Genomic DNA, 24,118 nt, shown 5'->3' with positions numbered 1-24,118 from the left:
TATACTGTGCAGATAATTTAATGGGGCTGTCATGATTTCAAAAAACCAACTTAAACTTATTCGCCAGCTTGGCCAAAAAAAGTATCGCAAGCAATTTAATCAATACCTTGTACAAGGCGAAAAAAACGTACTGGAGTTATTAAATAGCCCATTAAAAGTAAACGATGTATTTGCAACGCAAAGCTTTATTGATAATAACCAAAGCGCATACCCTCAAACGCATTTTATTACAGCAGATGAAGAGCAGCTAACAAAGGCCAGTACTTTGGTAAGTAATAATGCGGCTATTGCAATTATTGATATGCCAAGCACCGTATTACCAGATGAAAACAGTTTAATATTAGCCTTAGATGGCGTATCTGATCCTGGGAATTTAGGTACCATCATTCGCGTGGCTGATTGGTACGGTATAAAACATATTGTTGCTAGCACTGACAGTGCCGATCCGTATAACCCAAAAACAATTAGCGCCACAATGGGGTCGTTCGTTCGCGTATCGGTAAGCCAAGTTGAATTGCCTGAATACTTATCTACATTAAACATGCCTATTTATGGTGCATTTTTAGATGGCCAAAGTGTGCATAGCACTAAATTTAGTGGCCAAGGTGTATTGCTTATGGGCAGTGAATCACATGGAATACGCGAGCAGTGTGCAAAATTAGTGAGCAACAAAATAACCATACCGGCTTTTGGCGGTGCAGAGTCGCTTAATGTAGCAATGGCCACGGGTATTATTTTAGATAATTTTAAACGCCAAGCTTAACTTTTTAGCTATTTATGCGTTAAGTTACTTATAGTAAAAAACAATAATAAATCGGTAATAACAATAAAATGCGCTTAAGCACTATTAAATTAGCGGGCTTTAAATCGTTTGTAGAGCCCACTAAAATTCCATTTCCTGACCAAATGACGTGTGTTGTCGGCCCTAATGGCTGTGGCAAATCAAACGTCATTGATGCGGTGCGATGGGTGCTTGGTGAAAGCTCAGCTAAAAATTTACGTGGCGATGCCATGACCGATGTCATTTTTAATGGCTCTACTAACCGCAAGCCCATTTCGCAAGCCTCCGTTGAATTAATATTTGATAATACCCAGGGTAAGTTACCCAATACTTTTGCTGATCGTAACCAAGTGGCTATTAAGCGTTTGGTGACTCGCGATGGCCAGTCATTGTACTTTTTAAACGGCAGTAAATGCCGAAAACGTGATATTACCGACATATTTTTAGGCACGGGCCTTGGGCCGCGAAGCTACGCTATTATTGAACAAGGGATGATCTCACGTTTAATAGAGAGCAAACCGCAAGAGCTACGTGTTTTCTTAGAAGAAGCCGCAGGGGTCTCTAAATACAAAGAGCGTCGCCGCGAAACGCAAACACGCATAAAAAGCACCCGAGAAAACCTAGAGCGACTGCTTGATGTTCGTCAAGAGTTACAAAACCAGCTTGATAAACTGGCGGTACAATCGGTTGAGGCTAAAAAATATCGCGAACTTAAATCCAAAGAGCGCACCTTAAAGGGGCAAATAGCGGTATTAAAATGGCAAAAACTGCATCAACAACAGCTCGATAAAAGTGCGCAAATAAAAAAGCTGGATGACCAAATCAGCTTCTTTAAAACGGCGCATTCAGGCCATGATGATGTGCTGGCAAGCCTTGATGCTCAAGTGCAAGCTCAACAAGATAAACTCGATGATGCACAGCAACAGCAGCACCTTACGCATACCGAATTGACTCGCAGTGAACAGCAGCAGATTAGCATTAAGCAACAAACGCTTTCACTGAAACAAAATTTAGCCAAGTTAGAGCAACAAAAAAACCAAAGTGAAGAAGTCAAAACGCAGCAACAAAGTCTTTGCCAAGAGTTAGATGACAACTTGCAACAGGCTGTAGAGCATAACTTAATGTGTAGCGAGCAGGTTATAGAACTTACCGATGAGGTTAATCGGCTGTTGGAGATTAAAAATACCGACACATCACAGTGGCAATCACTAACAGAAGACTATCAAAAATTAAATAATCAGCAGCTAGCGCATGCAAATGCAGTAAAACATACAGAACAGAAAATCAGTTATGTTAAGCAACAACTAACGCAGCTTGATGATCAAATAGATGAGTTAAAACGCAGTGAGATAGAGCAGCAATTAATTCAGCAACAGCAGCACAGACAAACGCTAACAGAGCAGCTGGCTAACGCGCAAACTGCTCATAGTAGAGGTCAAAGTGCTCAGGCAATACAGCAGCAACAGCTTGATGAAGCTCAGCAGCAATGGCAGCATTTATCTCAGCAAGTTAATGAACTAAAAGCCGGTATAGCAGGGCTAAAAACTACCCTTGGACTTGAAAAAAACAGCGATAAAACTTTAACTTTATTCAAGCAGTTAACTGTTCAGCCTGGTTATGAGTTTTTAGTAGAGCAGGCGCTGTCATCACTTGAGCACATTCATATTTCACCAGGTAAAGCAGAAAATAGCACGTGGCAAATACCCTCACAGTCTGTGGCAAGCAATAGTATTGCTGCCTTTATTAGCGCTGGTATCTACCCAGAGTTATTAAACCATATTGCTTATGATGCCGAGGGTGAAGCTCACCATCTTAACGATGCCAGTTATATTGCAGTGATGGACAAGCAAGGAGCGTTACATGGTCGAAATTGGCATCTTAGTGGCGAAAAAAATGCAGAAAACTCCTTATTATTAATGCACAAAAAGCTCAAACAGCAAGAAACCTTACTTGAGCAACAACAACAGGCATTGACGGACGCACACTCCACACTTGAAGAACATCAAGCGCAGGCTGCATTAATAACCGAGCAGCAAAACGAGCGCAAAGACACTATTCATCAATTAGCACAACAACTTGCTGTAGCAACAACGCGTGGTGAAATGCTCAAAGCGCAAGCTGATCAACATCAGCAACAGGTGACGAAATTACAACAACAACGTCAGCCACTGCTAGAACAACAGCAGCAGTTAAGCGAATTGTTGGGCGAAGAGCTTGATAAAAATGAACAGCTTGCAGAGCAGTTAGAGGCCTTAGCTGTAGAGCTTAACCAAGCCGATAGCACACGAATAAATAGTGATGAACGTTACAAACAAGTTTTGAATAATGCTGAACAATATAGAACGCAAGCACATCAGGCAGACCTTAATGAGCAAAAAGTGCGTAGTGAGTGGCAGCTCAGTCAAACCAAGTTGAACCATGCCGAACAAGCATTAACAATGGCTGTAGAAGGAACGCAAGAGCTAATAGAGCAAATTGAGGCGTTACTTATTCCTGAGCAAGAGCTTGCACTAACTATTGAACAATTATTAGTACAGCACCAACAAGGCGAACAAACCCTTGTGGATATTCAACAGCAGTTAGCTCAAGCAAAACAAGAATTACAAACCAAACAAGCGAGTTTAAAAACGTCACAAACTGAGCTGGTGGCATTACAAGAGCAACACCAGAAGCTGAGCATTGAAGAGCAAAGCCTATTAATAAAAGCGCAAGCGGTACTTGAGCCACTTAGCGAGCTTAATCAAAATTTAAAACAGGTTTTAGCAGAGCTTCCTGCAGAGTTGTCATTAAACGCAGCGCAAAATCAACTTGCTGGAGTCAGTAATCAGCTAGAGCAATTAGGAGCCGTTAACCTTGCAGCCATTGATGAATTTGAACAAGCTAAGCAAAGAAGTGATTATTTAAATAATCAGCTGGATGATTTAACCCAGGCATTGACAGCTTTAGAAGGCGCTATTCATAAAATAGATCGTGAAACTAAAACGCGCTTTAAGTCTACCTTTGATCAAGTGAATCACGATTTTGGCCAGCTTTTTCCAAAAGTATTTGGCGGCGGCAGTGCTTACTTAGAATTAACCAGTGACGATTTACTCGAAAGTGGTGTTAGTATAATGGCAAGACCTCCGGGTAAAAAAAATTCGACAATTCATTTGTTAAGTGGTGGAGAAAAAGCGCTGAGCGCATTATCATTGGTGTTTTCTATATTCAGGCTCAATCCAGCTCCATTCTGTATGCTGGACGAGGTAGATGCCCCATTAGATGATGCCAATGTGGTCCGTTTTTGCCGATTGGTTGAAGAAATGTCACAATCTGTGCAGTTTATTTATATAAGCCATAATAAAATTGCAATGGAAATGGCGGGTAGATTAACGGGTGTAACCATGGCAGAGCCAGGCGTGTCGCGCATGGTTGCTGTAGATATTGAACAAGCGGTGCAACTTGCACATGCATAATTTTATAGTCATTTGCTAGTTGTTTTGGGTAAAATGATGGCAGTTAGGCATATTAATAATAAAAGGTGAGGGGATGGCCGAAGAATTAAGATGGGTTTTAATTGTGATCAGTGTGTTTGTCATTGGTGGCTTATTAATACACGGTTTGTGGTCAGTAAGAAAAAAAGAGAATGCTGAACTCCCTGCAAGCGAGCGAGTTGAACCTGTTCAAGAACAGCAGCCTTCATCTGTGCATACTGAGCCACAAGAGCCAACGTTAGCGCAACGAGAAGAGCCACAAATGAGTGAGTTAAACTTCAGTGCTGATGAGCCACAAATAGATGTTAGCCCAGCTGATACAGCTATTGAAGATGACCTTGAAGTGGTAACCGAAGAGGCTGTTGATACACAACAAGACGCCCCTAAAGATGTTTCAGACTTTGTGATTGTGCATATTCAAATGCCAGAAGGACTGACCATGCAAGGCAGTAAATTACTGCCAGCAGTTAACACGCTAGGTTTTAAATATTCAGAAGAAGGCTTTTTTAATCGCCATCTAGACCCTGCAGGCCAAGGGCCGGTGTTATTTAGACTGGTAAATATGTATAACCCTGGCACGTTCGATATTGATAATATGGAACAGTTTAGTACCGCAGGCGTGAGCTTATTTATGACTCTACCATGTGATGGCGATGGCCTTGCTGCGTTTAATATGCTGCACAGCGCCGCTAAGAAGCTAGCAGATGAATTTGGAGCTGAAATCTTGGATGCTGAGCGAAACGAAATGACGGTAGAGCGTATTCGTCAATATGTTGAGCAGGTTCGCGCATTTTCTGCGTAATATACGCATAAGTTAAATTTTGTAAGCCACTGGGCGTTCACTCGTCAAAGTGGCTTTTTTTATGTTTTTGAGGTCTACATGGCAAGCAGCATTAGTGAGCAAATTAATCATCTTCGTACCACGCTTGAGCAACACAATTATAGTTATTATGTGCTTGATACACCCAGCATACCCGATGCCGAATATGATCGCTTATTACGTACTTTGAGCGAATTAGAAACCCAGCACCCTGAGTTTTTAACCTCCGATTCACCTACTCAAAAAGTAGGTGGGGCGGCGCTTGCCAAGTTTGAGCAAGTAGCACACCAAGTGCCTATGTTGTCGCTTGATAACGCTTTTGGTGAAGACGAATTCAATGGTTTTAATCGTCGTATTAAAGAGCGTTTAATGAGCACTGAAGAGCTTACATTTTGCTGTGAGCCTAAACTGGATGGCTTAGCGGTATCGATTATTTATCGCGATGGGGTATTAGTGCAAGCAGCGACTCGTGGCGATGGTTTTACTGGCGAAAATATTACCCAAAATGTAAAAACAATTCGCAATGTGCCATTAAAGTTACGCGGTGATGATTACCCGCGTGAGCTTGAAGTGCGCGGTGAAGTGTTTATGGATAGCGCGGGCTTTGAAAAATTAAATGCCGAAGCAGAAAAGCGCGGTGACAAAGTTTTTGTAAACCCACGTAATGCGGCAGCGGGCAGTTTACGCCAGCTAGACTCAAAAATTACCGCAAAACGGCCATTGATGTTTTATGCCTACAGCACCGGATTAGTTGCCGATGGCACCTTACCTGAAGATCACTACCAGCAACTTGCTAAGCTTACCGATTGGGGATTACCACTGTGTCCAGAAACCAAATTAGTTGAGGGCCCAAAGGCTGCGCTTGCCTATTACAATGATATTTTAACGCGTCGTAGCGAGCTAAAGTACGAAATAGATGGCGTGGTAATAAAGGTAAATAAAAAAGCCTTACAAGAGCGCTTAGGCTTTGTAGCTCGCGCACCGCGGTGGGCAATCGCTTATAAATTTCCGGCGCAAGAAGAAATAACGCAATTATTAGATGTTGAATTTCAAGTAGGGCGCACAGGGGCAATTACTCCCGTAGCACGACTAGAGCCGGTATTTGTTGGGGGTGTTACGGTATCAAATGCAACGCTGCATAATGCCGACGAAATAGCTCGTTTAGGCGTTAAAGTGGGCGATACTGTCATTATTCGCCGCGCAGGGGATGTTATCCCGCAAATTACTCAAGTGGTACTTGAGCAACGCCCAAGCGATGCAAAAGAAATTGTCTTTCCAACTATGTGCCCCATTTGTGACTCGCATATTGAACGGGTTGAAGGTGAAGCCGTTGCACGTTGTACCGGTGGTTTAGTATGCCAAGCACAGCGTAAACAAGCAATTAAGCATTTTGCATCGCGTAAGGCATTAGATATTGACGGCTTGGGCGACAAAATTGTTGATCAATTAGTTGACCGAGAGCTGATCAAAACCCCGGCTGATTTATTTATTTTAAAGCAGGGACATTTTGAATCACTTGAACGAATGGGGCCTAAATCAGCTAAAAATTTAGTTGCCGCGCTTGATGATGCAAAAACGACTACCTTAGCAAAGTTTTTATATTCACTGGGTATCCGTGAAGTCGGTGAGGCAACCGCGCAAAACTTAGCTAATCATTTTTTAACGCTTGAAAACGTAATCGATGCCAGCATTGAACAGCTGATTGAAGTAAGCGATGTAGGTGAAATAGTGGCAAAGCACGTGCGTGGCTTTTTTACTGAAGAGCATAATTTAACCGTGGTGAACGAATTAATAGCCCAAGACATTAACTGGCCACAGTTAACAGCGCCATCAGAGCAAGAACAACCGCTAGCGGGTTTAACTTATGTGCTAACTGGGACGCTTAATACGCTTAATCGCAATGATGCGAAAGCGCGCCTACAACAATTAGGTGCCAAGGTATCTGGCAGTGTTTCAGCCAAAACGGATGCGCTAGTGGCGGGCGAAAAAGCCGGCTCTAAACTAACTAAAGCGCAAGAACTCGGTATAGAAATACTGACAGAGGATGATTTAATTACTTTGTTAGAGACTCATAATGGCTAGTTTTACAAATATACTTAATACCTTGTTAATTGACCTAGGCCAGTGGCTACAAGGCTATTTACCGCATTTATCATTGCTTTTGATGGTGTGCTTAGTGTCGCTTTATGCGGATGACATTTTAAAGTTAACCAAAGGCGTCGTAGCTAGGCGCCACTTTATTATTAGGGTGGCGTGTTTTGTGTTGATAACTGCGTTTGGCTTTGGCTTGTTAGTGGTGTGGTTAAGCCCACTGCTAACTAAAGCTTTACTGTTTTTTGGCACTAAGTGGTTAGCGCTTACCTTATTAGTGGCATTTTTTATTTTGGGCACTATTGCCGATAGGAAAAACCAGTTGTGAGTCGATATGGACCTGAATACTGGGATAAATATGGAAGCTATCGTACACCATTCGCATTCCACTTGAGTATTTTAGTGTTACTGCGGGCCTATTTTATTTGGGTGATTGCCGCGTTGAGTCGTCGACCTGAGCTTGATTTAATGTCATTGTTTTTTAAGTCAAAAGATGATTTTTTTATTGCTATAGCGATCGGTGCTGTAGCGATTGTACCCACTATTTTATTTTGTTTACGCAGACCAAGAGACTCGCATCAAGCAACACAACGCTTGGCGCGTATTTGGCGGTATATGCGTTGGCCGCTGATTGCGTGTGCATTAATTGATTTGTCGTGGTTAAGTATTCAGGCAGCCCATAGCCATTATCGCTTCTCATTGTTTTTAGCTGTGCAAATGGTGATTGTATTATGGGTGTTGTGGTATTTGGCAAAAAGTCGTTACTTAAGTGTTTTCTTTAGTGATTGGCCCGAGCCGACAGAAAAAGCAACTGATAAAAAGTAAGAGGGCTTATGCACAGTATCAATAAAAAAATAGCACAAGTAATTGCTTTAATAGGGCTCATTATTATAGCGAGTGGCTATTTTTTTTCTTTAGGCGAATTCCTTTGGTTTAAAGCTGCCTTAGTAATGTGGGTTGTGGTGTTTTGTTCGTGTTGTTACCGATTAACGCCGTTGTTTAAAATGCGCAATCCGCTGCGTAATTTTATTCAACGCGATGCGCAGCACTTATTTGTTTTTAGTTTAACAGGGCTGTTTGATAAAAAAAATGGCCCGCATTGGTTAGTCATCAGTAATATTGAGTCGATAGAAATAAGAAACGATGAACTAATAGTGCACAGTAATAATGACCGGCAATTAAGCGTGAGCATTCCTGGCAGTCAAGCCCAATTGCATGCCTATGTAAGCCGTATACTTACAGCAACAGAAAAGCACACTATAGTCTTTAGATAGCGTTGATCGTGGGATTAGCCACAGGCGTACTAGACTACAAGTAAATGATTGCTAGTTAAATTAATAACGTAATGAGGTTGTTATGTTGAAGTGGAACGATATTGTTAATTTTGCCAACCATGGTAATCCAACACCGGTTCGAAAAGTGGTTAAAACAGATCAGCAATGGCGCGAACTGTTAAACGAAGAGCAATATTATGTGACCCGTAAAAAGGGAACTGAACGACCAAATAGTTCGAGTAGTTGTACCTTGTTAGAGCCAGGTAAGTATGTGTGTGTTTGTTGTGACAATTTACTATTTGATGCAGATGAAAAGTTTGATAGTGGCACCGGCTGGCCTTCATTTACGCAACCGGCAACTGAGGAAGCGATTGGTTATGTCATGGATAATAGTCATGGCATGGAGCGAGTTGAAGTTGTTTGTAATGTGTGTGATGCGCATTTAGGGCATATTTTCCCTGATGGGCCACTTCCTACTGGTTTACGCTACTGTGTAAACGCACTGGCAATGAAAAAGCTCTAGGGCCTGTTGACCTTTCAAGATTAAATTTACAGCGGCCTGTTTGGGATTTAGGCAATGCAGCGCCTATGTGGTGTGGTTACTCACCATAAATAGGCGATAACGTAGCATTAATGCCAAACAGGCTCTAACTAATCTCTAGTTTCATTTCTTTAGCAATCTGAAGTAGTTTATCGAACCGCTCTGATTGCTCTTCTGCTAAGGGGGATTTTTTTAATAGTTTAAAGCACTTTTGGGCCAACAGACTATTGAAAGAGTCACCATGTTTTTTTGACTTATCCACTAAACATTGCAATAAATTAAGCGCAATACTTGGATTGTGTGGCATGACTCTAAATGCTTGGCTGAATGCCTCTAAGGCAACATTTAATTGGCCGCGCTCAAACTGCTTAACAGCATGATTATTGAGCTCTTTCGGCCCCATTTTAATATCACGTCTTTCACTTTGCTGTTGCTGTATATAACGCAAGTAAGTAGCATCGCTTCTACTTGGGTGACGTTCGCAATGATCAATTATTTGACTAAATAGCGCTTGCGCCTTTTGGTGAAAACCTAATTCATGCAGTGCTTTTGCTTTGTCTAGGGCACCATCTACTGAACGTATTTGAGTATCGCTGTCATCAAGTTGCTCAATGAGCTGTTTCGCTTTTTTATGTTCATCTTTTAAATAATAAAGGCGTGCATTGAGCACATCGATTTGAGTTTGCGCATTACTGGTTGGGAATTGTGTTTTTAACTCATTAATATATTTATTTGTTTGACGAGAGATCCTGTTTATTTGGTCGGTTTGATCTGTGGTCAATGCAAAATCAATCCCAGCACGAGCAGCATTTAAATAAATGTCTGGGCTATCATGCATAGAGTACTTAGCATAAGTGGCAATATCTTTTTGAGTTAAGTAGCTGGTTTCATAATCTCTATTAATGAGCGATACGCTGTTCAGTGATTTTTGACGGTCTATATTACGTGGAGCAATGTGTGCCGCTTGGCTTAAAAAGTCTTGGGCTAAATCAAATTGGTTTAGTTTTATTTCTAAACGCCCTAATAAGTCTAAGGCTATAAGACGCGTTTCATTTCGTTCAAGCATTGTTTTAAGCATGCGTTGAGCTAAAATATGCTCATTGTTAGCAATTAAGGCTTCTACCAATCCTACTTTTGCCCATGCAAACTTTTGCATATTCAAAACTGACTTAAAAAAATCTTTCGCTTCTTGGTTTTGTTTTAGCGCCAGTAAAATATTGCCTTTTAATCTAAGTAGAATAGGGCTGTATTTATTACTTTTATCGAGTTGGGCATTAATTTGTTTCAATGCTTTAGACTGGTTATCGTCATCAATTAAAGTGTATATAGCTTTTAAGTCGCTTTTACGTTTGAGAATACGCTCTATGCGCACTCTTAACTCTTGTACAGAGAAGGGTTTTACTAAAAAGTCATCGGGTTGAAGTTCTAATACACTGTGAACTAACTCTCCGCTCGTTTCCGCAGATGTAAAAATAAACCCAGTAGAGTGTTTTATTAATGCTTTAGCGCGTAATTCTTCATAAAGCTGGTAGCCATCTTGGCGTTTGCTTAGATTAAAAGAGCAAATTACCAAGTCAAATTCTTCATGTAAGCATTGTTCTTTTGCCGCTAGAGCATGATCTGCAAAACGCATATGTCCAAAGCCAATTTTTTCGAGCGACTGTTTCATGTAGCTTTGAGCAAGTGGCTGCTCTTCTACAATCAGTATTTTTGCTTCATTGAAAATATTTTTAGACATTGGCTTAAGCGTAATTGAATTTAACACAGACTATAATCAACAGTTTAGACGCTTACAAGGTAATTTAAAGATTCGCCTCGAAGATGAGAGCTTATTAAGCAAATTAATTCTAAAGGTTTATATTTTTATCTTAAAAGAGCTAAAAACCCATTTAAAGTAAATGAATAGCACGCGTAATAAAGTAAGTTTAAACAAAATGATTTTGGAGATAATAAAACTCGGAAGATAGATTTTTGGTATGTGATTGGAATACTGATTTTTTGAAACCGAAGAATTACTTGGTAACGAATTTCTAAATGGTAATTAATACTGAACCTGAACTAAAAGAGTTGAGGATAATGAATACTAAAAATGGAAGGTGGTACTGGAGGATTTAGATTTTTGTAATATGCACCATTCAAAGAATGGTGGGTCGTACTGGACTTGAACCAGTGACCCTCGCCTTGTAAGGGCGATGCTCTCCCAACTGAGCTAACGACCCATATTACAAATTTACACATGACTATTAACATAACAATAGATTTATATGTGGTGGGTGATACTGGACTTGAACCAGTGACCCTCGCCTTGTAAGGGCGATGCTCTCCCAACTGAGCTAATCACCCACATATAAATTAAAACGCTACTATTAAAATAAATAGTACTGGACTTTAACCAGTGAACTTCGCCGTTACTTGTAAATAGCGGTGATGCTCTCTTTTTCTAACTGAGCTAATCACCCATTTAGACATCTTGTAATATGCACCATTCAAAGAATGGTGGGTCGTACTGGACTTGAACCAGTGACCCTCGCCTTGTAAGGGCGATGCTCTCCCAACTGAGCTAACGACCCATATTACAAATTTACACATGACTATTAACATAATAATAGATTTTATATGTGGTGGGTGATACTGGACTTGAACCAGTGACCCTCGCCTTGTAAGGGCGATGCTCTCCCAACTGAGCTAATCACCCACATATAAATTAAAACGCTACTATTAAAATAAACAGTACTGGACTTTAACCAGTGAACTTCGCCGTTACTTGTAAATAGCGGTGATGCTCTCATTTTTTGTAACTGAGCTAACGACCCATATTACAAATTTACACATGACTATTAACATAACAATAGATTTATATGTGGTGGGTGATACTGGACTTGAACCAGTGACCCTCGCCTTGTAAGGGCGATGCTCTCCCAACTGAGCTAATCACCCACATATAAATTAAAACGCTACTATTAAAATAAATAGTACTGGACTTTAACCAGTGAACTTCGCCGTTACTTGTAAATAGCGGTGATGCTCTCATTTTTTGTAACTGAGCTAACGACCCATATTACAAATTTACACATGACTATTAACATAACAATAGATTTATATGTGGTGGGTGATACTGGACTTGAACCAGTGACCCTCGCCTTGTAAGGGCGATGCTCTCCCAACTGAGCTAATCACCCACATATAAATTAAAACGCTACTATTAAAATAAATAGTACTGGACTTTAACCAGTGAACCTCGCCGTTATTTGTAAATAACGATGACACTCTATTATTTCTAACTGAGCTAATTACCCATATAGAACTTAGATACGACACATTAGAATGTGGTGGGTGATACTGGACTTGAACCAGTGACCCTCGCCTTGTAAGGGCGATGCTCTCCCAACTGAGCTAATCACCCGCATCTAAATAACACCACATTGCTGCGTTGTTGTGGGGCGCTATTATAGATAGACTTGTAAATGTGTCAACACTTGAATGATAAAAATGTGCTGAATGAAGCTTTTATAATCAATGCAATGCAAATAGTGTTCACTTTATCAACAAGGTAACATAAAACGAACAATAAGCATGCATGGCTGGGCGCTAATGTAACTACATTCATATTCACTTGATAGGGCTCTGTTGCTTTTTAAGGATGAAAATTAATTCAATTTAGTGGTAATTGATTTACCGAGCCAGGGTTGCAACCAAGAAATCAAAGTTAAACTTTCTAGTTCAGATCATCCTGCCTATATTATTCAATTGTTTAAACCACTCAAATTAGCAAGTTGTTTATCGCTTAGCATAGTTAAGCTTTACAATTAGCATTTAATAAAATCCAGCTAGGTTATGATGGAAGTAGGCCCGTTTTAGGCAAAAAGCGGTGGTAACTCAATTTGCATATAAATGTATACCTTTTGAGTCCGATCTGAATAGGTACTTTTAGTATTATAAAGTCGTTATTCTCAACTCAAACGCAAATGTGGCACACTTAACGTAACTCATGGTTACTTAATACTATGAAAATCTACTTTTTAGCATGTATGATAGCCAGTTTGTTGAAAATTAAACCATTTAAATAATGTCGCACAAAAAACTGTTGACTTTATTTTGGGGGGTGCATAGAATGCGCCCCGCACTAAGCGATACACGACGTGGTTATCACCGAGCGTATTGAATAAGTTGGGGCTATAGCTCAGCTGGGAGAGCGCTTCGCTGGCAGCGAAGAGGTCTGCGGTTCGATCCCGCATAGCTCCACCAATTTTTAGTGTTTGTCCTAGGGTAGCAGTTTTCTGTGTCCCCATCGTCTAGAGGCCTAGGACACCGCCCTTTCACGGCGGTAACAGGGGTTCGAATCCCCTTGGGGACGCCACTTAACTTTTAGTTAAAGGCGGTTTTACCGAGAAAATAGCGTAACACATAAAGCTCGAGTCTTTATTTGTACTATTACGCCATTACCTTAAAGCTCAGGATGTGAGTTTAACTAATCAATTGTCCTAGTGACACTTTTTAGTGTCCCCATCGTCTAGAGGCCTAGGACACCGCCCTTTCACGGCGGTAACAGGGGTTCGAATCCCCTTGGGGACGCCACTTACTATTATATAGTAGGGTAGTGTTATTAAAGCTCGTCTGAATCGAGTCTAAACTTTCAGTTGTCCTAGTGACACTTTTTAGTGTCCCCATCGTCTAGAGGCCTAGGACACCGCCCTTTCACGGCGGTAACAGGGGTTCGAATCCCCTTGGGGACGCCACTTACTATTATATAGTAGGGTAGTGTTATTAAAGCTCGTCTGAATCGAGTCTAAACTTTCAGTTGTCCTAGTGACACTTTTTAGTGTCCCCATCGTCTAGAGGCCTAGGACACCGCCCTTTCACGGCGGTAACAGGGGTTCGAATCCCCTTGGGGACGCCACTTACTATTATATAGTAGGGTAGTGTTATTAAAGCTCGTCTGAATCGAGTCTAAACTTTCAGTTGTCCTAGTGACACTTTTTAGTGTCCCCATCGTCTAGAGGCCTAGGACACCGCCCTTTCACGGCGGTAACAGGGGTTCGAATCCCCTTGGGGACGCCACTTACTATTATATAGTAGGGTAGTGTTATTAAAGCTCGTCTGAATCGAGTCTAAACTTTCAGTTGTCCTAGTGACACTTTTTAGTGTCCCCATCGTCTAGAGGCCTAGGACACCGCCCTTTCACGGCGGTAACAGGGGTTCGAATCCCCTTGGGGACGCCACTTACTATTATATAGTAGGGTAGTGTTATTAAAGCTCGTCTGAATCGAGTCTAAACTTTCAGTTGTCCTAGTGACACTTTTTAGTGTCCCCATCGTCTAGAGGCCTAGGACACCGCCCTTTCACGGCGGTAACAGGGGTTCGAATCCCCTTGGGGACGCCACTTACTATTATATAGTAGGGTAGTGTTATTAAAGCTCGTCTGAATCGAGTCTAAACTTTCAGTTGTCCTAGTGACACTTTTTAGTGTCCCCATCGTCTAGAGGCCTAGGACACCGCCCTTTCACGGCGGTAACAGGGGTTCGAATCCCCTTGGGGACGCCACTTACTTTTTCTAAAGTAGGTATGTGTTATTAAGATAAAAAACTTTCTGTTCAAGTACTTCCTACGTTCGTCTATAAAATACCTCTCTAAATTAAATATTTAGGTCTATCAAAGCCTAGAGTCACGATATTCACTCAAGTATTGTTCAACCTCAAAAGACTTAATTAAAAGTATCTGTGTTTTTTATTCAGGGCTTATAAATATTCTACTTGTTAATCTACATAAAACTTCCAAAAAATGAGGAGGATTTATGGCAAGTGGATGGGCGCGAGATGGCGCAATTCAAGATCAAATAGATGCAAGTGTTAATGATGCAGTGCAATACGCAAGAAGTAACCTAATTTCAGGAGCGAGCGCTGAGCTTTGTGATGAGTGTGACGAGAGAATACCACAAGCAAGAAGGTTAGCATTACCAGGCGTGCGCTACTGTATTTCATGCCAAGCGGAATTAGAAGGGCTACCAAGTAATGCTAACGCGTTTAATCGCCGTGGCAGTAAAGATAGTCAATTACGATAAAGGTGCTCAAGGCACCTTTTTTTATGGGTAAAATACTACCCGTGATTATTTATGATTTTTTCTGAATAAGTTCAATTGCATATCCATCAGGGTCTTTAACAAATGCAATTTCCGTTTTGCCACCTTTTACTGGACCTGGTTCACGACTAACGTTACCGCCAGCTGCTTTGATATCCTCACAGGCCTTATAAATATCATCAAATTCAATCGCTATATGGCCATAGGCATTACCTAAATCGTAGCTGTCAGTATCCCAGTTATAGGTCAGTTCAAGTACTGTTGTATCAGTTTCATCACCGTAGCCGACGAAGGCAAGGGTATAGCGATACTCTTCATTATCTGCACGACGTAACTCTTTCATACCTAGCACATTAGTGTAAAAGGCAATTGATTTATCTAGATCAGCAACCCGTAACATAGTATGTAGTAAACGCATTTAAATTTACCTCAATTTATTCTTTGAAATCTGTAAAGTACGATTATAAGCAATTCCTAATCATAAAACTGTATTACGCGATATTTTTACTTCTCAACTTTACCTTTAAGGACATATATTTCGCCATCAAAACTGCCCTGAATCGTTAACCCTTGTCCTGCAAGCTCCTTCAGATAGTCTATATGCTCTTGTGTAATATGTTGCCCCGGAACCAAAAGCGGAATTCCTGGCGGGTAGGGCGTAACTAAACCGGCGCAAATGCGGTTGTTACTTTTGCTAATAGGTACCGATTCGCGCTCGCCATAAAAAGCTTCGCTTGGAATACAGGCTAAGTCTATAGCTGGTAAATTCTCCGGTAAGCGAGAACGTCGTGTCGATGTGGCTAGTTTTACCTTGCCACTATCGAGTTTTTTTAACGCATTGTATAAGCGAATGATCTTCGAGCGCGTGCCGCCAAGAGTCAGTAACACCAAAATAGTACTGTGGGTGTATTTTTCTATTTCTAAGCCAATTTCATCCAGCAGATACTTATGAATATCTTTTAATGAATAGGGTAATTCGCTAATGTCGATAAGAATTTTTAGCGGGTCGTGGCCCATGTTATCATCACTAAAGTGCGGGAATATTTCCGTAAACTCTTGTTTACCAAGCACTTTAATCTGCTTTAGTGATGCCATCTGTTGCTTAAATTCGTCTACATGATTTAACAAGGCATTGAGTAACTTATAGCCTTCCATCTCCAATTGTTTTTGGCACACATCAAGAGAAGCGATAAGCTGATATTTCGGCGATGTACTGGCATAAATACTGTAAATCTCGCGAAAGAAGTCAGCATCAAAATCAGGATCGTTTACATGGATATACGATGCCTGAGAAAACGCCGATACCACTTTATGCGCTGAATGAGTAACATAATCAGCGCCAGCATGAATCGCAGAATAATACCGTAAACTTGGATGAAATAGCGAGTAAGCAAACCACGCTTCGTCGATAAACACCTTAATACCATGTTGATGAGCAAACTCGACTACCTGTTTAAGGTCACTCAGTAGGCCATCGTAAGTACAACCGGTAAGAACCAGCAATTTCGCATCGCTGTTCTGCTCAATTGTTTGTTTTATATCAGCCAATGACGGTGGCGCAAAAATCCCATATTTAGGGTTTAAAATACTCGACAAGTAAATGGGTAAACTGGCTGATTGCAAAATGCCATAGTGCACAGATTTATGGCAATTACGGTCAATAATCACTTTATCGCCTTTGCGAAGCAGTGTCTGCAAGATGATTTTATTTGAAGTGGATGACCCATTAGTGACGAAGTAAGTGTGCTTCACCTCAAACGTAGCGGCAGCTGACTCTTGGGCACGGCCAATGGTATTGGTGCTATCTGATAATGAGCCTAACGAATCGACTGACACCGACAAGTCACCCACAAACACATTACGGCCATAAAACTGATAAAAATCTTTAATATAGGGAGAATTTCTAAAGCTTGAACCACCGCTGTGCCCAGGTGTGTGCCATGAATCGTTCGACTCGCCAACATAACGGCGGTACGCTGTCCAAAAAGGCGTTTCTGAGCGATCATCAAAGTCATTGATCATATAACCTAAAATTGCTTCAGGGTCTGAGATTACTTCATCTTTAAAGAAGAATGACTCAATCTCCTCCGACTCATTAACAATTTCTAGCCCCTCTGTGTCGTCTCCAATAACATACACAGGTAATTCAAGACGGATCCCCTTTAGCTGCTCTATAAAACGACTATAAGTGCGTTCACCAACCTTATTTTGCACATCCCAACTAAGTACAACGGCCTGAATATCACCATCTTCCTTTACACCCTCCAGTGCTTGTTCAAGTTCAAGGTACTCAATAATATCGATATGAATATCGTTTCGCTCAAAATTAGGGATAACTTTTGACAGATTCGTCGAAAGTTCTTTTAAGGTGCTAGGGTCTTGCTCAATCAGTAATATACGAAGTAAGGGTAACATAGAGGGTCGCACTATAATTTTATTATGCTCAGTAGCATAACTAATGAATTAAGACTTGTGAAATTAATACTTTGGAAATGTTCCAATAATTACGGCAAATCACGAATAAACAGATTTTATTTGAATTGATTTACAAGGTATGAAAAATGAAAGGTGCCAAAGTTAGACACCTACTTTGAATAAACAAAAAAGTAACACTGGAATACGAATTAATCATTGAGCTTATTCTTATAAGCCTGATAATTGAGGTTTATTATTAACAATCGTGCTAAATGAACGTTTTTTATTTACGGATCTATTCTACTTTATCTTTAAACTCTTTAGGCACTACTTTTTCGAGCTTCTTTTCTACTTCAATAAGGTTCTTACCCATAGCAAACTTATCAAGGTTTGAGTCGGCCAGCCGAAAGATAATAAAAGTAGATGCAAAAGGTAATACCTATAGGATGCTTTTATTAACTTCCTGACTGTTACTATCGACATAGCATTATTTACCCTAATTAAACAGCTAACAGTCAGCTAACAGCCTCAATAGTTTTAGTTTTTTAAAACAATGTTTTGGCCTACTAAGTGCATTTTTTAAAAATCCATTCTAAAGGCCCGTGTTTAAAATACTTGAGCCAAAACACACTGGAAATTATGCTAATTATGCAAAAAACCAATGCGGAAAATATTGACAAGTCTATGGTTTGATTAACGAGTAAGCCAGTTGCCTCAAGAATTCCCATGCCAATAATGACATGTGCTACATACAGAGTTAACGTTAACTGCCCAGTTTTGCTTAGCCACTCAATTAACCGGTTGGTAGGAAATACACTTGCTAGTTTTAGAGAAACCAGCAAAACAAGAACGGCAGAGCTTGCAGCTGAAAACATATATTGTGGCAACGGCGGTATTATTGACGTGGTTAACAAAAACTCAATTTCATCTTTTGACATGCCAATAGACGGGTCATCTCCTGCCCACATTCTCAGCATATAGAAGCTTGCTTCTACAATAAGTAAAATACTTAAAGACCATGTAAACAAAGACTTCCTTACATTAGTATTGGATAAATCTTGTTTACCCAACCATATGCCAAATAGCAAGAAACCACACCATGGTAAAACTGGGTGATAACCATTAAAGAAAAGGTGTCTAATCACTCCTTCAGTTGTCCAAAAACCAGAATAACTAAGCTCAAGCCAATCCCATCCTTTTTCGTAATCAAAGAATAGCCACATTAATGGAAATGCAAAAACAAAACCGATAGATGCACTGAGCAGTTTCTTGCTGCTAAGAGTAAATAATAATGCAGCTATCAAAAAATAGAATGCATAGAATTTCAAGATGTCGGCTTCCCAAATAGGTGTAAAAGCCAAGCCAATCAAAAGTAGTAAAACAGACCTTTTTATCAAAGAGGTTCTTACTTGCTTGATGTGTTCAAGTGATCCACTGGTAACACATTTTTTAGTTAAAAACGCAATACCTATACCCGCTAATATAACAAACAAAGCCGAAGCCCGACCTTCGAATAGAGCCGCAAACTCTATTAATTGTGGTGTGCCATTATCGGCGTTCATGGCTAACTTAAAGTTGACAATAACCATACCAAAGAGCGCTAACGCTCTTGCAAAGTCAATACCGATTAGTCTATTCACTCTCTTGCTCCACAGAATTCATTTTTAACTTTTGAGACATTGCTGTATCATAATGGAACTTAATAGATGATACAAGGCTGTCTCATAAAATGGATGCAAGAACAAATAATTCGAGAAAAAAAATTATTCAATCGGGGTTAAAACTGTTTATTCAAAATGAGGATTCAACGCTAGTTGACGTGGCTAAAAGGGCTGAAGTTGGTAGAGCAACGGTGTACCGCCAATTTAAGCATAAGGAAGCGCTTCAAGAAGAGATTGCGTTATATTGTTTAGACCGCTTTGACGAAGTAAATATGTCCGTTGAAAATAAAGCTAAAGACTCATTGGATGCTATTAGGCTTGTATTCGAAAATACTTTGCCGTTATACGAGGAATTCGCTTTTTTGCAAAAGTTCGAGAAGATGTTTCAGAAAAGTGAAAAGCTTCAAGTTCGTATGCAACAGCAAGATAACGAGATACGAGAATTGATAAAACTTGCGAAAGATGAGGGGTTATTAAGTAAGCACTTCTGTGTTGATTGGGTTTTTTATTTTTTTGAAGGTTTATTGTACGCAGGTTACAAGATGAGTCATCTAGATAATTACAGTTCAGGTAAGGCAGCACATTTAGCTTTTTTATCGTTCAAGAGTGGGGTTGCTTCATAACCCCCTGCAAGAATATAGATGTAACATTAATTTACTGAAGACAGTTACTACGCCAGCATAACCCCTGAGCCATTCAACGAGCACACTTAGCTGCTAAAAGAAGTGAGTGAATCGTTATAAGTTTACTAGGCACATCTTGTGGTTAATTTATTTAAAAGATCAGTTTGCTACCTATCAGTTCTTTTTTTGGGGGGAAATCGACACAACTTAAGCCAGCTATGTCGCAACTTGACACTGGGTAAGCCAAAGCTAACGTCCGCTTTCGTACCTTAACAGGTGGGAGCTATTCAGTCTTATCTTTAAACTCACATAAATCTTCAATAATACAGCTGCCACATTTGGGCTTTCGTGCAGTACACACGTAGCGGCCATGTAAAATGAGCCTGTCGTGTACAATCACTTTGAACTATTTTGGGGTCACTTTTTTACATTGATTGTCGGCACAACTAAAAGATAGTGCTGATAAATGAGAGATATAGTTAGTTGGATTAGACCTAAGTTTATATCAAAGAGTGCTTCATTCTAGTCATCTCACAATTACTTATTAACTATATTGAAATATATATCATCAATAGTTGTGTAGCGGTTTATATAGAGTATTGAAAAGGCTAAATAATAATGACCTACAGGAAGTAATAAAAAACAATTTTAATAAATAATACGTTCGAATAGGCCCATTTGGTCGTCAACGCGCGCCTAAATGGCTAAATTGCCCAACCTAACTATAAAACGATAATCAATGTTAAAAACCAAAAAAAGGTAAGAAATAACTTTGAATATTTATAACTTTAAGGAAACACATTATGTCTAGTTTAACCGCTGCTCGTTTAGTGGGCGTATTATGGCTAATTTCATCATTCTCATACATGACGGCTAGTTCACTCATTGCGGAGTTGGTTAGTTCACCGGACTACCTTGAGCAACTTTTTGCTAATAAGCTTACGGTAACCACGGCAGTGCTATTAGAGTTCATAAATTCAGCGGCTGTTGTGGGGATGGCAATAATTATTTACCCCATTATCAAACAATATAGTGAGCGTATTGCAGTTTGCTATGTAGCATTTAGGCTTGTTGAAGCAGTTATGTTACTAATAGGTGCTGTCGCTCTATTGTCAATGATGAGGATAAGTAAGGAGCTCGTTGAAACGACCGTTAGTAATGTTGATTACTTGCACACTATGGCGACTGTTCTTAGAGCTGAGCGCTATTATGACTTTCAAATGGGCATGATCCCTTTGGCAATATGTGGCTTTGTTCTATGCGCAAACTTTTATCAATACCGACTTGTACCGCGTGGATTTTCGGTGTTAGGAATGATTGGCTATTTTGCTTTATTGCTAAAAATACTTTTTGGTTTTTTTGGGATGAATTTGGGCGGACAATGGTTATACCTTCCAGGGGCTTTATTTGAGTTGTTACTACCATTTTGGTTATTTGTTAAAGGCTTTAATTTAGAAAATAGTCCGAAAAAATAGTATATTTTCAATTTAATTAAGGTGGGTATTATTTTTTCCTATGGACCCAACATTAGTAGATAAAGAAATTAGGAGAGCACAGAAGTTATTTATCGAAATAAAAGTACTTAACTTCACCTATTATTTATTACGAATTAGCTTAGCTAATGACACAAATAATTACTGGAGAGGCTAGTGAGTATAAATCTACTTAGTTGACAATAGGTAGTGTTAGTTAGAGTTTAGATTTATAATTAAAAGAAATTATAAATCTTTTATCTTAGGTAAGTTCGATGGTTAACCTTTTACCGACAATATTATATTCTAGCATGATAGGAATGACACTTATTGCTTTGCTTGATGTTCTTAAAAGGCCAAAGCAAAAGCAAAATGTTTTTCTGAAAGGTTTACTGTTGTTATTAATGGTGCATTTAGCGGGGGAGCTATTTATTCATTCTGGCGCATATATTTATGCTCCGGGTATAGCAGGTCTTCAGTTTCCGCTTCGTGTATTACTTGGGCCTGCTCTATATTATTATGCACATGCCTCTATGTCAGCTGATAAAGTCGCCAATAAAAGCCTTAAAACATTAGCGCTCTCTGGTCCTATTATTGTTTTATTAGGTATGGTCCCTTTTATATTTATGATCACTCCAGCAGAGAAGCTCGCGCTGGCCACTCCTTCAACGAGAGATCCTGACCTTTGGAAAATTGCAGTATTTACCTGTTTATTCACTACGTCAGTTTTTATTTTTTATACGCTTTTTTATTTAGTGGCAGCCTTAAAGCTTCATAACGTTCATCGTCGACAATTGATGGAGCGCTTTTCTGAAATAGAGCATAGTTCATTGGTGTGGTTTAGGCCCATATTGTTTATATGGGGGGCTACATGGTTATTGTATGCCATTGAGTTTTCACTCGGTGCCTTGGGTATACACTGGTATGGCTCTGGTGTTGTGCTGCCAATATTGGAGGTTATAGCTTTGGCTATTTTTATCCATAAGGCTTTAAGCCAAAAAGTTCTTACTGACTCTGAAAAAGGGATACCTCACACTAGTCAGCCGTCTCAAAGTCAAACAAGAGCTGCATTACTTAGTACTGAAAAAATGCAATTTATAGCGTCAAAGCTTGAACATGCAATGAAAAAAGATAAGCTGTTTTTGCAAGATGACTTATCGCTAAAAAATCTATCTGAATGCATATCTGAAACTGAAAACCATATTTCAGAAACACTCTCTCAATTTTTAAACACCAAATTTTTTCAATTTATTAATGGTTTTCGAGTCGAAGAAGCCAAAAAGGCTTTAGATAATAGTGATAAATTAATTACGAATATTGCCTTCGATGCCGGATTTAATTCAAAATCGACATTCAATACTGCGTTTAAAAAATTAGTGGGTTATAGTCCATCTGCGTACCGAAAATTGAAGCGTGAAAATAAGCAAAATATGTCTAGAGTGAATGAATCTAAAGTTTAAAGTAGAAAACAAAGATTATTCTGTCTCAGCTTTATACTCACACAAGTTTTCAATGATGCACGCACCACATATAGGTTTACAGGCTACACAAGCATAACGACCGTGCAGAATAAGCCAATGATGAACGTCCACTTTTAATTCGGCAGGGACTATTTTTAACAGCATTTGCACAAAATAGACATTTTACCAGTGGCCAATTTTGAACGGTTCGATATTCTAAATATATGGATATCCACGGCTATAGTAGGCCAGCCAAAAGGTGGCTATGTAGATGGTTGAAATTCTTACTTGTACTTAAATCTAACCGATTTATAACAAATTCGGTATAAGAAGTTTATAGCAATTGAAATATTAAACCTTAATGAATTAAAGATAAAAAAGTTTCGACTAAAAAACAGGATTGCTAACCCTAACTGTATTCATCACTGATGATGAGCTGATACAATTTTAGTGAAACATATAATATGAGTTATTTTAGGATGAATTAACCCTCATGACAGAGAGTAAAACGATAAAATTTGACGAAATAAAATATGTTGTCACTAAAGATAATCAATCAGTGACTTTAAATCCGTTAAGTTTTAAATTACTGTTCACGCTGGCACAAACACCAGAACTCGTTGTATCAAATAAAACGCTCATGACAAGTGTTTGGCCTAACACTGTTATTAGTCCTGACACTTTAAAACAGCGAGTATTTGTTTTACGAAAGTCACTAGAGCAATCAACAATAAAAGGCCTTTCAATTCAAACGGTAAGGGGGGAAGGGTACCGATTACTAATTGAGCGAGAGGTCATGCCAATCGATCAAACGTTTGTTCCTGAACCGACACCCAACGTACACACAGATAAAATTCCTCGGTTAAACAAAAAAGTGTTCGGTATAACGTTTGTGGCGCTGTTAATGACAATAATCATATTAATATACGTGACTCAATCAACGAATAATGACAAAGCGACAAGTAACAATCGGATTGCGCTATGGAGTAATACCCCCCTTAATGAAATGCCTGAGAATGCGTTAAGTATTTATCAAACATGGAATGATTTGCTTAGCCAAGCAAATGAAGAACAGCGTCTTCAACTCATATTATCAAAGCAACGAAAAGAGTTAGTCTTACCATTACAAGCAAGAAAAGATCGGCTTGCATTAATTAGTTATTTTGAAGTGATAGAAGTAAACAACAACACGACAATAAAGCTAAGCATAGTAGAGCCAACTACCGCAACAATATTACGGACTAGTTCGTTTTCTATGTCATCAACGTCATCGTTACTTCAAGCATTACAATCACAATTGAATGGCATTGAATCGTTAATGTCATCTGGGAAATTGTATTTAAATAAACAGCAACGTGAATATGCTAAAGACCCTATCTGGTCAGTGTTAAAGGCGCTTGCTAACCCAGCATAACCATTCATAACCTTTATTAA

At 39.6% G+C, this 24,118-nt stretch carries 17 protein-coding genes, 16 tRNA genes and 3 pseudogenes; 22 read left to right on the top strand and 14 right to left on the bottom strand.

Annotation, left to right across the window (positions count from 1 at the left end; all coding sequences use genetic code 11):
* Window positions 1–31: 31 nt before the first annotated feature.
* From FHG08_RS13605 to msrB, 8 genes are all read left to right on the top strand, one after another.
* A complete protein-coding gene (locus tag FHG08_RS13605; protein ID WP_055013314.1) occupies window positions 32–763 on the top strand; it encodes an RNA methyltransferase in 732 nt (243 codons plus the stop codon).
* Window positions 764–831: 68 nt separating this feature from the next.
* On the top strand, window positions 832–4,233 hold the full coding sequence (locus FHG08_RS13600; protein WP_178956288.1) for a chromosome segregation SMC family protein: 3,402 nt from the start codon (window positions 832–834) through the stop codon (window positions 4,231–4,233).
* A 73-nt stretch (window positions 4,234–4,306) separates the two neighbouring features.
* Window positions 4,307–5,053, top strand: coding sequence for a cell division protein ZipA (gene zipA / locus FHG08_RS13595; protein WP_054202488.1), 747 nt, complete (start codon window positions 4,307–4,309; stop codon window positions 5,051–5,053).
* A gap of 78 nt (window positions 5,054–5,131) precedes the next feature.
* Entirely contained in the window at window positions 5,132–7,153 is a 2,022-nt protein-coding gene (gene ligA / locus FHG08_RS13590) for an NAD-dependent DNA ligase LigA (protein WP_178956287.1), read from the top strand.
* Window positions 7,146–7,490: a DUF3392 family protein gene (locus FHG08_RS13585; protein WP_008115215.1), complete on the top strand. Its 345-nt coding sequence runs from the start codon at window positions 7,146–7,148 to the stop codon at window positions 7,488–7,490. Before ligA ends, FHG08_RS13585 begins: the two co-directional genes overlap by 8 nt.
* Entirely contained in the window at window positions 7,487–7,987 is a 501-nt protein-coding gene (locus tag FHG08_RS13580) for a DUF2919 domain-containing protein (protein WP_010388389.1), read from the top strand. Before FHG08_RS13585 ends, FHG08_RS13580 begins: the two co-directional genes overlap by 4 nt.
* Window positions 7,988–7,995: 8 nt before the next feature.
* The gene (locus tag FHG08_RS13575) at window positions 7,996–8,436 is read left to right on the top strand and encodes a hypothetical protein (RefSeq protein WP_138596182.1); all 441 of its coding nucleotides are present in this window, start codon (window positions 7,996–7,998) and stop codon (window positions 8,434–8,436) included.
* An 82-nt stretch (window positions 8,437–8,518) separates the two neighbouring features.
* Window positions 8,519–8,959 carry a peptide-methionine (R)-S-oxide reductase MsrB gene (gene msrB / locus FHG08_RS13570; protein WP_008115220.1) on the top strand — a complete coding sequence of 147 codons (441 nt, stop codon included), beginning with the start codon at window positions 8,519–8,521 and terminating at the stop codon, window positions 8,957–8,959.
* 124 nt (window positions 8,960–9,083) lie between these two features.
* Here the strand turns inward: msrB and FHG08_RS13565 are convergent, their stop codons facing one another.
* The 8 genes from FHG08_RS13565 to FHG08_RS13530 form a co-directional block, all read right to left on the bottom strand.
* The gene (locus FHG08_RS13565; RefSeq protein ID WP_054202497.1) at window positions 9,084–10,715 is read right to left on the bottom strand and encodes a response regulator; all 1,632 of its coding nucleotides are present in this window, start codon (window positions 10,713–10,715) and stop codon (window positions 9,084–9,086) included.
* Between the two features lie 405 nt (window positions 10,716–11,120).
* Window positions 11,121–11,196 (bottom strand) — tRNA-Val (locus FHG08_RS13560).
* A gap of 48 nt (window positions 11,197–11,244) precedes the next feature.
* Window positions 11,245–11,320: transfer RNA gene (locus FHG08_RS13555), tRNA-Val, on the bottom strand.
* A 151-nt stretch (window positions 11,321–11,471) separates the two neighbouring features.
* A tRNA-Val gene (locus FHG08_RS13550) sits at window positions 11,472–11,547 on the bottom strand.
* Window positions 11,548–11,596: 49 nt separating this feature from the next.
* Window positions 11,597–11,672 (bottom strand) — tRNA-Val (locus tag FHG08_RS13545).
* Between the two features lie 166 nt (window positions 11,673–11,838).
* A tRNA-Val gene (locus FHG08_RS13540) sits at window positions 11,839–11,914 on the bottom strand.
* Window positions 11,915–12,080: 166 nt separating this feature from the next.
* Window positions 12,081–12,156 (bottom strand) — tRNA-Val (locus FHG08_RS13535).
* 148 nt (window positions 12,157–12,304) lie between these two features.
* A tRNA-Val gene (locus FHG08_RS13530) sits at window positions 12,305–12,380 on the bottom strand.
* A gap of 766 nt (window positions 12,381–13,146) precedes the next feature.
* Here FHG08_RS13530 and FHG08_RS13525 point away from each other — a divergent pair.
* The 10 genes from FHG08_RS13525 (at window position 13,147) to FHG08_RS13480 (ending at window position 15,035) form a co-directional block, all read left to right on the top strand.
* Window positions 13,147–13,222: transfer RNA gene (locus FHG08_RS13525), tRNA-Ala, on the top strand.
* A 36-nt stretch (window positions 13,223–13,258) separates the two neighbouring features.
* Window positions 13,259–13,334: transfer RNA gene (locus FHG08_RS13520), tRNA-Glu, on the top strand.
* A 142-nt stretch (window positions 13,335–13,476) separates the two neighbouring features.
* Window positions 13,477–13,552, top strand: a tRNA-Glu gene (locus tag FHG08_RS13515).
* Between the two features lie 85 nt (window positions 13,553–13,637).
* Window positions 13,638–13,713, top strand: a tRNA-Glu gene (locus tag FHG08_RS13510).
* A gap of 85 nt (window positions 13,714–13,798) precedes the next feature.
* Window positions 13,799–13,874 (top strand) — tRNA-Glu (locus tag FHG08_RS13505).
* Window positions 13,875–13,959: 85 nt separating this feature from the next.
* Window positions 13,960–14,035 (top strand) — tRNA-Glu (locus FHG08_RS13500).
* An 85-nt stretch (window positions 14,036–14,120) separates the two neighbouring features.
* A tRNA-Glu gene (locus tag FHG08_RS13495) sits at window positions 14,121–14,196 on the top strand.
* An 85-nt stretch (window positions 14,197–14,281) separates the two neighbouring features.
* Window positions 14,282–14,357 (top strand) — tRNA-Glu (locus FHG08_RS13490).
* Window positions 14,358–14,442: 85 nt separating this feature from the next.
* A tRNA-Glu gene (locus FHG08_RS13485) sits at window positions 14,443–14,518 on the top strand.
* Between the two features lie 250 nt (window positions 14,519–14,768).
* Window positions 14,769–15,035: a DksA/TraR family C4-type zinc finger protein gene (locus FHG08_RS13480; protein WP_055013360.1), complete on the top strand. Its 267-nt coding sequence runs from the start codon at window positions 14,769–14,771 to the stop codon at window positions 15,033–15,035.
* A 49-nt stretch (window positions 15,036–15,084) separates the two neighbouring features.
* Here the strand turns inward: FHG08_RS13480 and gloA are convergent, their stop codons facing one another.
* The 4 genes and pseudogenes from gloA to FHG08_RS13465 form a co-directional block, all read right to left on the bottom strand.
* Window positions 15,085–15,471, bottom strand: coding sequence for a lactoylglutathione lyase (gene gloA, locus FHG08_RS13475; protein WP_138608757.1), 387 nt, complete (start codon window positions 15,469–15,471; stop codon window positions 15,085–15,087).
* Between the two features lie 86 nt (window positions 15,472–15,557).
* Window positions 15,558–17,468 (bottom strand): aminotransferase class V-fold PLP-dependent enzyme, encoded by a 1,911-nt coding sequence (locus FHG08_RS13470; RefSeq protein WP_178956286.1) that lies wholly within the window; start codon window positions 17,466–17,468, stop codon window positions 15,558–15,560.
* A 310-nt stretch (window positions 17,469–17,778) separates the two neighbouring features.
* Window positions 17,779–17,862, bottom strand: a pseudogene (locus tag FHG08_RS19080) (endonuclease III); the annotation flags it as partial.
* 172 nt (window positions 17,863–18,034) lie between these two features.
* Window positions 18,035–19,108, bottom strand: coding sequence for a DUF418 domain-containing protein (locus FHG08_RS13465; RefSeq protein ID WP_178956285.1), 1,074 nt, complete (start codon window positions 19,106–19,108; stop codon window positions 18,035–18,037).
* 89 nt (window positions 19,109–19,197) lie between these two features.
* Between FHG08_RS13465 and FHG08_RS13460 the strand changes: the two genes are divergently transcribed.
* Window positions 19,198–19,752: a TetR/AcrR family transcriptional regulator gene (locus FHG08_RS13460; RefSeq protein WP_138569935.1), complete on the top strand. Its 555-nt coding sequence runs from the start codon at window positions 19,198–19,200 to the stop codon at window positions 19,750–19,752.
* 283 nt (window positions 19,753–20,035) lie between these two features.
* Here the strand turns inward: FHG08_RS13460 and FHG08_RS19180 are convergent.
* Window positions 20,036–20,158: pseudogene (locus FHG08_RS19180) on the bottom strand (endonuclease III); the annotation flags it as partial.
* 397 nt (window positions 20,159–20,555) lie between these two features.
* Between FHG08_RS19180 and FHG08_RS13450 the strand changes: the two are divergent.
* Together FHG08_RS13450 and FHG08_RS13445 are read left to right on the top strand one after the other, a co-directional pair.
* Window positions 20,556–21,227 carry a DUF4386 domain-containing protein gene (locus FHG08_RS13450; protein ID WP_138608749.1) on the top strand — a complete coding sequence of 224 codons (672 nt, stop codon included), beginning with the start codon at window positions 20,556–20,558 and terminating at the stop codon, window positions 21,225–21,227.
* A 272-nt stretch (window positions 21,228–21,499) separates the two neighbouring features.
* On the top strand, window positions 21,500–22,684 hold the full coding sequence (locus FHG08_RS13445; RefSeq protein ID WP_178956284.1) for an AraC family transcriptional regulator: 1,185 nt from the start codon (window positions 21,500–21,502) through the stop codon (window positions 22,682–22,684).
* A 15-nt stretch (window positions 22,685–22,699) separates the two neighbouring features.
* On the opposite strand, the pseudogene FHG08_RS19070 reads toward FHG08_RS13445, so the two are convergent.
* Window positions 22,700–22,941 (bottom strand): annotated as a pseudogene (locus FHG08_RS19070) (endonuclease III); the annotation flags it as partial.
* A 236-nt stretch (window positions 22,942–23,177) separates the two neighbouring features.
* Here FHG08_RS19070 and FHG08_RS13440 point away from each other — a divergent pair.
* Window positions 23,178–24,098 carry a winged helix-turn-helix domain-containing protein gene (locus FHG08_RS13440; protein WP_178956283.1) on the top strand — a complete coding sequence of 307 codons (921 nt, stop codon included), beginning with the start codon at window positions 23,178–23,180 and terminating at the stop codon, window positions 24,096–24,098.
* The last annotated feature ends 20 nt before the right edge of the window (window positions 24,099–24,118 follow it).

It is taken from the genome of Pseudoalteromonas sp. Scap03 (assembly GCF_013393115.1).
In the GTDB taxonomy this organism is placed as follows: domain Bacteria; phylum Pseudomonadota; class Gammaproteobacteria; order Enterobacterales; family Alteromonadaceae; genus Pseudoalteromonas.
Note: the sequence above shows the minus strand (reverse complement) of the source record. Positions and strands in the feature narration are given on the sequence as shown.